Source organism: uncultured Clostridium sp. (assembly GCF_937920395.1).
In the GTDB taxonomy this organism is placed as follows: domain Bacteria; phylum Bacillota; class Clostridia; order Clostridiales; family Clostridiaceae; genus Clostridium_AD.
In genome coordinates this window covers 1-10,937 of the sequence record NZ_CALEVF010000392.1, presented here as the reverse complement: position 1 = coordinate 10,937, position 10,937 = coordinate 1, and the positions used below count along the sequence as shown (strand labels likewise).

The 10,937-nt window shown below is 29.3% G+C and carries 12 protein-coding genes; 3 read left to right on the top strand and 9 right to left on the bottom strand.

Features of this window, described 5'->3' with window-relative positions; translation table 11 throughout:
• Positions 1-34 precede the first annotated feature (34 nt).
• The 8 genes from Q0649_RS22940 to Q0649_RS22905 form a co-directional block, all read right to left on the bottom strand.
• A complete protein-coding gene (locus Q0649_RS22940; protein ID WP_298847477.1) occupies positions 35-730 on the bottom strand; it encodes an ABC transporter ATP-binding protein in 696 nt (231 codons plus the stop codon).
• Positions 723-1,100 (bottom strand): GntR family transcriptional regulator, encoded by a 378-nt coding sequence (locus tag Q0649_RS22935; protein WP_298847473.1) that lies wholly within the window; start codon positions 1,098-1,100, stop codon positions 723-725. Before Q0649_RS22935 ends, Q0649_RS22940 begins: the two co-directional genes overlap by 8 nt.
• A 122-nt stretch (positions 1,101-1,222) precedes the next feature.
• The gene (locus tag Q0649_RS22930; protein ID WP_298847470.1) at positions 1,223-2,467 is read right to left on the bottom strand and encodes a HAMP domain-containing sensor histidine kinase; all 1,245 of its coding nucleotides are present in this window, start codon (positions 2,465-2,467) and stop codon (positions 1,223-1,225) included.
• Positions 2,468-3,166 carry a response regulator transcription factor gene (locus Q0649_RS22925; RefSeq protein ID WP_367179447.1) on the bottom strand — a complete coding sequence of 233 codons (699 nt, stop codon included), beginning with the start codon at positions 3,164-3,166 and terminating at the stop codon, positions 2,468-2,470. It lies immediately after the preceding gene.
• A 124-nt stretch (positions 3,167-3,290) separates the two neighbouring features.
• Positions 3,291-5,798, bottom strand: a complete 2,508-nt coding sequence (locus tag Q0649_RS22920; RefSeq protein WP_298847465.1) for an FtsX-like permease family protein — start codon at positions 5,796-5,798, stop codon at positions 3,291-3,293.
• 14 nt (positions 5,799-5,812) lie between these two features.
• Entirely contained in the window at positions 5,813-6,499 is a 687-nt protein-coding gene (locus Q0649_RS22915) for an ABC transporter ATP-binding protein (RefSeq protein WP_298847460.1), read from the bottom strand.
• A 189-nt stretch (positions 6,500-6,688) separates the two neighbouring features.
• Positions 6,689-7,888 (bottom strand): hypothetical protein, encoded by a 1,200-nt coding sequence (locus Q0649_RS22910; protein WP_298847457.1) that lies wholly within the window; start codon positions 7,886-7,888, stop codon positions 6,689-6,691.
• Positions 7,860-8,003, bottom strand: a complete 144-nt coding sequence (locus Q0649_RS22905) for a hypothetical protein (RefSeq protein WP_298847454.1) — start codon at positions 8,001-8,003, stop codon at positions 7,860-7,862. Before Q0649_RS22905 ends, Q0649_RS22910 begins: the two co-directional genes overlap by 29 nt.
• Before the next feature lie 254 nt (positions 8,004-8,257).
• On the opposite strand from Q0649_RS22905, the gene Q0649_RS22900 reads away from it, so the two are divergent.
• From Q0649_RS22900 to Q0649_RS22890, 3 genes are all read left to right on the top strand, one after another.
• Entirely contained in the window at positions 8,258-9,469 is a 1,212-nt protein-coding gene (locus tag Q0649_RS22900) for a hypothetical protein (protein WP_298847452.1), read from the top strand.
• A gap of 432 nt (positions 9,470-9,901) precedes the next feature.
• Positions 9,902-10,372 carry a PTS sugar transporter subunit IIA gene (locus Q0649_RS22895; RefSeq protein WP_298847450.1) on the top strand — a complete coding sequence of 157 codons (471 nt, stop codon included), beginning with the start codon at positions 9,902-9,904 and terminating at the stop codon, positions 10,370-10,372.
• Between the two features lie 29 nt (positions 10,373-10,401).
• A complete protein-coding gene (locus tag Q0649_RS22890) occupies positions 10,402-10,686 on the top strand; it encodes a PTS sugar transporter subunit IIB (RefSeq protein ID WP_298847447.1) in 285 nt (94 codons plus the stop codon).
• Between the two features lie 72 nt (positions 10,687-10,758).
• On the opposite strand, the gene Q0649_RS23140 is transcribed toward Q0649_RS22890, so the two are convergent.
• Positions 10,759-10,929, bottom strand: coding sequence for a substrate-binding domain-containing protein (locus tag Q0649_RS23140; RefSeq protein WP_367179449.1), 171 nt, complete (start codon positions 10,927-10,929; stop codon positions 10,759-10,761).
• Positions 10,930-10,937: the final 8 nt, after the last annotated feature.

The window sequence follows — 10,937 nt, the reverse complement described above, 5'->3', positions numbered from 1 at the left end:
TTTGCTCTTAATTCATATTTTACAAGTTTAAACATTACTGAAATACCTCCCTATACAATTCATCGATTGACTTTCCCCTGCTTGTTCGTAATTCCTCTGCATTGCCCTCAAGCACTATCTCTCCATCAGATATAAATGCTACGTCATCAAAAATACGTTCTATATCATTTACAAGGTGAGTTGTAATTATCATGGAACTATCTTTACTAAAGTTACTAACTATAGCATTAAGTATCTTTTCTCTAGCAGTTGGATCTACACCACCAAGAGGTTCATCAAGTATATAAAGCTTAGCCTTTCTTGATAATACTAACGTAAGCTTTAGCTTTTCCTTCATTCCTTTTGATAGACTTTTAACTGCGTCATCCTCATTAAGATTCATAAACACCAATAATTCTGCAGCTTTTATCTCATCAAAATCAGAGTAAAAGTCCTTGAAATATTTTACTGCATCCTTTACTTTCATCCACTTTAAAAGATACTCATTATCAGGCAAATATGAAACTACTGACTTTGTATGGACACCAGGTATATGATCATCTATTAGTATATCTCCTTTAGATTGATGCAATATTCCCGCTGCAATTTTTAAGAAAGTAGTTTTACCACTACCATTTGGTCCAAGAAGTCCTACAATTTTCCCAAGTGGTATATTTAAGTTTACACCTCTTAACGCCTTTTTATTTAAGTATGATTTACGTATTTCTCTTGCTTCTAATATATTATCCATTTTGTTTTACCTCCATAGTTTCTTTGGAAACAGATTTAATTATTTCACTATCATCAAAGCCTAAATTCTTCATTCTAAGTATAAACGAATCTATAACTTCTTTTGCCATTTCTCTTTTTAAATCATCTACCATATTTTCACTCTCACCCACAAATGTCCCTGTGCCTCGTTGTGTATAAACAATTCCAAGTCTTTCAAGTTCTTGATAAGATCTCTGAAGCGTATTCGGATTTACATTCATATTTGTTGCCATTTCTCTTACTGACGGTAATTTGTCATTTGATTTTAGTTTTCCAATAACTATATCCATTTTTACAATGTCCATAATCTGTAGGTATATAGGCGACTTGTCATTAAATTCTGTAACCATTTTTCTATCTCCTTTCACCATGTTGTTATTGTTCTAGTGAACTATACTAATAGTACACTAGAACGTTGGTTATGTCAAGCTAAATATTAATTTTATAAACAAATCAAATTGTATTATATGTTTTAGAGTTTAATAAATGTAATAATAAATTTTGTGCCTATATTTACCTTGCTTTGCACCTCAATTATTCCGTTATGTGCTTCAATTATAGATTTAGAAAGAGACAGCCCTATTCCAATAGAGTCACTTTTCCTTGTAGTCTTTGCTTTGTAAAATCTTTTAAATATATTTGGCAAATCAAACTCAGTCATACCTTCTCCTGTATCCTCTATTGTTACTCTTGTATATAATGGGTTTTCCATAAGCGTAAGTTTTATACTTCCGCCAGGAGGTGTATGTTCTATTCCATTCTTAATAATATTAATAAATGCCTCTTGAAGCCATAAAACATCATGATTAAAATTTATTTCTTCTTTTTCATTAAATATAATCTTAACTTGGCATTCAGTTGCTCTACTTTCTAATGCATCTATTGAATCATGCAGTGTTTCATTTAAACTTTGATCTTCTTTTACAATTTCTATAGCTTTAGCATCGAGCTTTGCAAGCTTAAGTAAATTTTTAATTAACCAATTCATCTTCTCAAGTTGGTTTTGGTTATTTAATAAAAATGTTTTATTTTGCGTCGTGGTAAGCTCCTTTGTAACCATAATATCGTTATATAAGATTACTGATGATAATGGGGTTTTTAGCTGATGGGATATATCAGATAATAAATCCACTAAAAATTGTTTTTCTAGTCCTAGTTCAGTTAAATTGCTTTTAATAATTCCCCTCATGGAATTAAATGAAATTGCTAATTTTGAAAAATCGCCTTCACGATTTTCATTAATATCTATATCATAATCTCCTTCAACTACATTTTTTGCAGCAAGTGTTAATTTTCTTATCCTTTTATAAAAAAAACTATATTGAAAATAATTGAGAACAAATAATATAACTGCCATAAAAATAAAAATTAATATTATAGAGTAATTATTTTTTATTATAGTTGTACTAACGTATGGGAAAAGTTCATCTTCTAAATCCTGCGTTAAACCATACTCCTTTAATAAAGTTTTCCCTCGCGCCGCCTCTTTTTTTGAAACTTCTTTTGTAATAAGCGGTATGATTTCTTTCTCCATTTGAGGATCTTTAGCTACTACCCTTTGCGTTATTGCCCCCAAGCTTTTTATATAATCATTCTTTAGGTCATCATTATGTGATTTTAAGCATAGTGATGTAATAATTAAAAATAAAGTCATTATAAATAATAAAATAACCGTACTTATCTTAATTTCTGAATTAACAAAATACTTTTTATCCATCTACACCACATCCTTATTCCACTTATACCCCAGTCCACGTTTATTAACTATATACTCTGGCTGCCTTGGATTATCTTCAATTTTGTCTCTTATTCTTTTAATATAAACTGATAAAGTATTTTCATCAAAGAAAGGATCCTCTCCTTCTAGTAATTCACTCAATATCTCATCTCTCTTCATCAAAATATTAGGTTTATTCATAAATATTAATAGGAGTTTGTATTCTTGAGCCGTTAGATTTATGGCTTCCCCATTTTTTTTTACTGTTCCTTTTATATTATCAACAAATATACTTCCACTTTTCATTGTTTTTTCTATGGACATATTTTTAGAGTTGCGCCTTATTGCAACCTTTATTCTTGATAAAAGCTCCCTTACGCGAAAAGGTTTTGTTATATAATCATCTCCACCTATTTCAAGGCCTTGTACTATGTTAACCTCATCATCAAGAGCTGTTAAAAATATTATAGGGACCTCACTACTTTCTCTTATATACTTACATAATTCATATCCATTTCCATCAGGCAAGTTAACATCTAATAAAATTAAATCAAATGGTTCTCTATGAAACAGATCTTTTCCGCCAACAACTGTTGAGGTTATAGAAACTTCATATCCTCCATCTTTTAGAGAAAACTCTATGCCAAGTGCCAATGATTCATCGTCTTCAACTAATAATAATCTACTCAATTTATCCACCTCGTTCTAAAAATCGTATTATAATTACACCTTTATGATACCTCATTTAAGTCTTAATTTAAAGAGACTGCATATATAATTCTATTGATTTCTAAAATCATATAACGAGGAAAAGAGAAGATTATTAAAAATCTTCTCTTACTGATTCAATTAAATTTGATTCTTTAATTCTTGATAATGGTGATAATACTGATATATATCCAATAATTAGTGACGCTGTTGTCGCAATACCTATTGCCTGCCAAGGAACCATCCATCCAAACTCTCTAAAATTTCCCATTGATTTAAATAGTAGATATGATATTCCAGTACCTACAGTGCAGCCGTAAACTGCACCAACTATTCCATATAGAAGCCCTTCAAGCACTATCATTTTTTTTAACCCCTTTTGAGTTAAACCAATTGATTTTAATGTAGCAAACTCTCTTTTCCTAAGTATAATATTAGTTGTTAACGTATTTACAATATTAACACTACCTATTAATGACACTACCAATACAAATCCATACAATAATATTTCAATCATTAACATTGAAGATTTATCTTTTCTATTGTTATCTATATTATTTATTACCATTAAAGAACTATTTGATTTAATAACATTTTCTATTCCAAGTTTCCCTGCATCTTCATCTTTTACATCTTTAAGAACTATGTTTAAAGCTGTAGGTTTAATCTCCTTTACACCTGTTAGTTTTTCACCTAATTTCTCTGTTGTAATTATTTTAAGTCCATCTGAAGATCCCCTATAGTTGAAGGGGTCACCACTCAAAACTGCCATAATTTTTACTTTTTTAAGTTTCTTATTGTCGAATTTTGTATTTATTTCATTGGACTCACTACCTTCATTTTCATCATATTGAAGGCCTATTTCATCACCTACTTTTACATTTGCTATTGGACCAAAATAATTTTTCTTTGTATTTTGATCATATAATACATTTTTATTAATTAAGATTACTCCATTTTCATTATTTAATTTTTCTATGTCAATCCTTCCTGCTTGTAAATATTTTTTAGAAACCTCTAATGAATCCTTATCATAGATTGCAATAGAACCTCCTATAAGAGTTTTATCTACTCCACCTAAGGTTGTTTTTTTATATACATTCCCCATGTCCTGAATTTCTTTAACTTTGCTATTGTTATTTATTGCAGCATCAAACTGATATGAATCATATATTTTATATGTCTTATCCACTACCTTCAATTTTTTAATATTATCTTCTGTTTTATTATCTATTACTGTTTTTTCTGTATCCTTACCATTTCCTACAACTGAGAAATGAATGTTTTTTGAATCATTAATATCACTTGATATATTGAGTGACATATCCATGAATGATTTGAATGTAACAAATAATACTACACTTATCACTATAGAAAAAACAGTTATTCTATATCTTTTTCTATTTCTCTTTATGTTTTTAGCAGCTAGTGCTCCTTCAAACCCGAATATTCTTTGAATCACTCTATTTTTTCTTCTCTTTATTTTCTCCTTTGTTATAGCTGTTCTACCACTTATAGCATTTAGTGGTGAAATTCTTCCTGCAAAATATGCAGGCACCAGTGCTGATAGATATATTGCTAGGATTCCCACTGCTGCGCTTATAATTAAAATTATAGGTGATATTGAAACTTTCATAGGAATAACTGAATCTGCACCTATTAACCTAAATGCTATAATTATTCCATTTATAGCAATAATACTACATATTAATCCTAGTGGGATAGCTATCGCTGCTAGTATTGTTGCCTCTCGTAATACAATCATTCTTATCTGCCTTGGGGTAGTTCCAACTGCCCTTAAGAGACCAAACTGCTTAATTCTTTCCACAATACTTATTTGAAATGAGTTATATATTACAGCTATTGTTGATATTAAAACTATTCCAATGATTATTGATAAAGCTACAATTAATCCTCCCATTCCTGAATTAGCCTCTCCTGCCCCCTGTAATTGTATCAAAACTTCATTTGGGATAACTGTATTTTTATCTCCTAACTTCTTTAATTCATTCAGAGCAGTTTTTAAATTTGTTTTTGGACTTACCTCTACAAGTAACATGGATTTTTGAATATCTATAGTATTATCTTTTAATAGTATTATTCCAGCGCCATCCATCTGGCTTGATATATTATCTTGTAATATGCCTACAAGAATATACTCTTTATTATCAACTTTAATCTTATTTCCTACCTTAGCGTTATTACTAATATATTTTAATTCCCATTGTTCCATGGCTATTTCATTTTGTTTCTCTGGTAACCTACCAAGTTTAGTTTTATAAGGAAATAATTCTAATGCCTTATCTGTTGCAGTTATTATATCTGCAACTAATTTATCATTTATTTTAACTCCCTCTTTTATGGTATAAGATCCACTCCTTGAAACCTTAGGGTTATTAACTATTTTAGATACTAACTTTGTATTCGCTTTTTTAAATACTAAATGATATGATCCATAATTGTTTTTTGCATCCTGTATCTCTGCATCCTGAATTCCTTTAAAAAAGAGTCCAATTGTTGATATAAGTGCAACTGATAACATTATTCCGATAATCGTAAGTATTGTTCTTTTCTTGTTTTTCTTTAAATATTTTCCTGTAAGCTGTTTATAACTAGTTATCATGTCTTCCCTCCCCCCTAATTTATTTTTAAACTTTTGTCTGAAGTTATTTCACCATCTTCAATAGTAATGACCCTGTCTGCCATATTTGCTATATTGAGGTCATGTGTAATAAGTATTAATGTTTGATTATATTTTTTAGCAGTAAATTTTAATAATTCCATAACATCTTTTGAATTTTTAGTATCAAGATTTCCTGTTGGTTCATCTGCAAGTATTATCGATGGTTTGTTAAATACAGCTCTACCAATTGATACCCTTTGCTGTTGTCCACCTGATAATTCCGATGGAAGATGATTTTTTCTCTCTCCTAGTCCAAGTACTTTTATTAACTCTTCTAAATAAACTTTATCTACTTTATCGTTATCTAAGAGCGCTGGAAGAGCTATATTTTCTTCTACATCTAAAATAGGAAGCAAGTTATAAAACTGAAATACAAACCCTATTTTTCTACGTCTAAACACTGCAAGTTTTTCTTCCTTATAATCATAAATACTTTCTCCATCAATAACTACATTTCCAGAAGTTGGCCTATCAAGTCCACCTAGCAAATGAAGCAGTGTGCTTTTACCAGAACCTGATGCCCCAACAATTGCAACAAACTCACCCTTATTAATTATTAAATTTATATTTTTAAGTGCCTCAACCTTATTCTCACCTTTGCCATAAGTTTTATTTAAATTTTCAACCTTTAAAATCTCCATTTATATCTCTCCTTTTTATATGTCACGTAGAATATACTGCTCTTATTTATTTCCTAATCACTATAACAATATTATACAACCCTTCCCGCTTGCACTCCATGTCACTTCACTTACGAATAAAATAGTTGTCTTACAGTTTAGTAAGATATAATTGTCGGTCACCCCCGACGCATTAGACAATTTCACCTCTTATACGTTTAATGATTTTACATATATATACCACTTAAAATGTAATTTACCAGATGTAATATAGTTTAGATTTATCTTTGCTCCTAACCTAAAAAAACGAAATTCTAACCCTAATAGTCTATAAAAATCAAACTGAATCAAATAATTTCCCAAGTAATTTGCAAGGCTCAAATCTTGACTAACAGATACCCCCCCTTCTACTAATGCCTTATCATCAATTTTTAAAAAAGATCTCCATGAACAGTCAAATACCAATTCATTTTGTACCGTGTTATATACAATTGATCGCTTATCATTTCTTGTATTTGAGTAATAATTGTTCACCCCACCTAAATTTGATGCAAGTGAATATACCCCCGATTCCATAATAATTGTGTCAGAAATTAAAATCTTGTCATAGGCGACTTGATTGTCTGGTCTCCTATAAGGGTTTTCATCATATTGACATGCTAATGTAGTATCAAACACATAAATTCTAGACGTATCTCTTGTTATTTCCATAGTCTTATTTACGATATCTCTACCTAAAAAAAACTTATTATTTCCTATATAACACATACCTTCTCCCTCATCTATAGTGCTTAAATTATACATAGTTAGATAATTCCCTTGAAGGTCATAAATTTTTATAGCAATATCGTAATAAATATAAACATAATTGCCAAAGGCCTCTATGTTTTGGTAATTCATCCCATTATGTGGAACATTAAAAAATGATAATGATTCCATATTCACATCACAAATTCTTATATTGCTATCATCGTAAAAAATAAACTGGTTAGTGTCAGCTGCATATGCAATTCCATAAACTACTGACTTATAATCATATTGAAATTCTCTTTTAAATTCCATACTTGTGTAGTCATATACGCTTATATAATTTCTTCCCCTGCTATCTGTTGAGGTACTTATAAAAAGTTCTTTAGTATTCGGATTATAGGTCATGTCAGACGCGTGGTATAACATAAGGCCATCATAATCTGTTATAACTTGTTTTGTATTGACATTAAATTTCCTTATAGAACAGGTACCCTGATCCCCTACATAAATTTTATATGCAGCCAAAATTACGTTATCTTCAGGAATATATACAAGCGATTGCATATGTTGGTTATCTTTTAATGCCGGGATAAATCCATCAAACCTAAAACGTGGTGTTAACAAACTTATTTTAGGATAGGCTGTTTTTGAATATACCATTTATATAAACCTCCAATTTAAATACATGAAATTCACCATCAATTAGTTTATTATATGGTTCAATACCCTTATAGGCGAACATCATTTCAGAATCGATAACTACATATCCATCCACATTTGTTGATTTATCTTAAGTAAGATAAGCTTTTAAAGATAACATGTATTATCAGCTTTATTTGAAAATATTAGTGTAGTTAATTTTCCTGAATCATTTGTGTAATCCTTGTGATTATAATATAATATATTTAATTGATATTTTTAAAAAAGTATATTTATAAAAGAGTATATAAAAAAGGAAGTGATTAATTTAGTGAGTATAGTACTTTTGTATTTTTTGTACTAAAGTACCTTTCAAGCTAAAGATAATATATGAAAATTGTAGATGTGATAAATCAAATAAATAAAATAGGTGAAGAAACTAAAGATAAAACTGCTCCTTTTCAAGTATTAAAAACATTTAAAAGTGGACGCTCTGAAGCTGGCGTATTTATGGTTGAATATGGCCCAGCAAACCGTGTTGGTATTTTAAAAGTAACTCGAAGTAATGAAGGAAAAGTGTTTCAAAAGGCCTATGGACTTGCATCAAGTAACAATATGCAAAAATATATTGCTAAACTTATAGCTAGCTATAAAATTCAAGACAAAAGCAAAGCTATATTATATGTTAATTTATATGACTTAGCAGGAGATGATATATATAACAGTGAGACATTTTTAGACAAAATTTTAAATGAAGATGAAATTAAAGATAGTATAATATCTTCAATCACTAAATTTTTGTTTACTTGGAACAAAGAACATGTAAAAAAATTCATTTCTCCAATGGAAATTGTTAAAAATGAACTTTCATATAGATATATGGATGATAAATATGTACAAGCTTTTAAATCAATTGGAGTGGACAAAGATATAAAATGGATATCTTTAGATGGAACTGACGCCTTACTTCCTAACCCATATTACTTCTTTAACAATGAAAATATTTGGAAAGATTTAACCGTAACTTGTCTTACTGCATATGCACATGGTGATTTTCAAGGAGACAATATTATTATAACTGAGGACAAACCTGTTATAATTGATTTTTGTGACCTTATAGCAAATTGTAACGTTTTCCATGATCTGCGGTATCTTGAATCTATAACTCTTGGTGATTGTTTAGAAATTGATAAAGAATGTGATAGAGAATTATGGAGTAAAGTTTGTGAGAGTTTAAGTGTCGGTATAACAGATATAGATCTCCCTCAAGGACGTGGCATGAGCCTAGTAAGACAGCTTATGTCAAAGCTTAGACAAAACGTAAAATTAATTGTATCTGATAGCCGTAATAGTCTATATGATCCATCATTTCATCTAGCTGGTGCAGCTTCAGGATTAATTAATATGAGGAAATACACAAGTGTGAATAAGAAAAAAGCTGCTTTCATATATACAGCCTTTAACCTTAAAATGTTTCTAAAAGATGAAGCCGTTAATATGTATAATCCTAAATTAGATTCATGCCTTGTGTTTAATTGGAAAAATCAGAAATTAGGAAATAAACTTGTTGTTTTAGAACCTTGTTCTACTGCAGCAAACTAGATAATAAAAATGAGCAATAATTTTTTAATTATTGCTCATTTTTTTATTATCTACTAAAGAGCCTAAGTATCCTCTATACGAAAATAGTCCTAACTAAAACCGTTATATCATTAGTTTTTTATAATATGTTATATTATTGTAAATTTGGTTCATAATATAACTAAAAGCCTAACTACACTAACTATTAAATCAAAAATTTATCCTATTGAATTTACATAAAAGTTTATAAATTAGCTATAAGTTACAGTTTTTATGTAAAATTTATGTATATAATAAAATTAACGGTCTTTATTTGTACAAATTATTTTAACAAAATTGGTTGTTATAGATTTAACTTTAATATATACTAGTTTTGTGGATTAATTTAAACTGTGTATACCTTTACTTTAACTATAAAACTTCGTTGCATAAAACTAGGATAGGAGGGTCTGCGTGAATTTAGAATCATATTATGAAAACGTTTTGGTATTTAGGAACCTAGAATTTTCAAATAGTATAGAAGCTTTGAATTTCTTATCATCAAAGCTATATGAAAGGGGTTATGTAAAAAAAGAATATCAAACAGCTATTATAGAAAGAGAAAAAAAATATCCTACTGGGTTACCATCAGTAGATATTAAAATAGCTATACCTCACGCAACTCATACTTTAGTAAATGAGGATGCCATATCTATAGGGATACTTAAAAATCCAGTAGAATTTAGGTCTATGGGTGATAGTACTATTAAACTAAATGTACAAATTATTATAATGCTAGCTCTAAAAGGGCCTCACGGTCATATTGAAATGTTGCAGAAAATAGTCAAGCTTATTAAAAATCCTTGCGCATTAAAATCAATTATTAATGCTTCTTCAATTGAGGAAGTTTTGAATAAATTAAAACCATATTTAATTATTAATTAAATAATTATCATAACTTAGGAGGAATTAAAATGAAAAAAATATTAGTGGCTTGTGGAACTGGAATAGCAACATCAACGGTAGTTGCAGCTAAAATAAAAGAAATTTGTGAAAAGGAAGGTATAGATGTACTTATAACTCCGTGTAAACTTACAGATGTTCAGTCAATAGTTCCAGATTATGATTTATTAGTAACTACTGGTGAATTTGATGTATCAGAAATGAACGTTCACATAATAGCAGCTATATCTCTGCTAACTGGTGATGGTGAAGAAGATACTCTTAATGAAATTATAAAAACATTAAAAGAAGATTAATTAAAATATATATACAATAAGCCGTACCCCCATTTATCTGGAAGGTACGGCTTATTTAAAAAGGAAACTGCTCTATAAATTTGTTTTGATTTGTGAGCAACTACCTCTTTTTATTATTTTTGTTGGTATAACTATTTTTTTAGCTATTTCTCTTTCATATTTTAACTGCTCAATCATCAACCCTACAGCAGTTTCACCCATAAACTCCATATATATTTTTACTGTAGTTAAGGGAGGTACTATAAATTGTG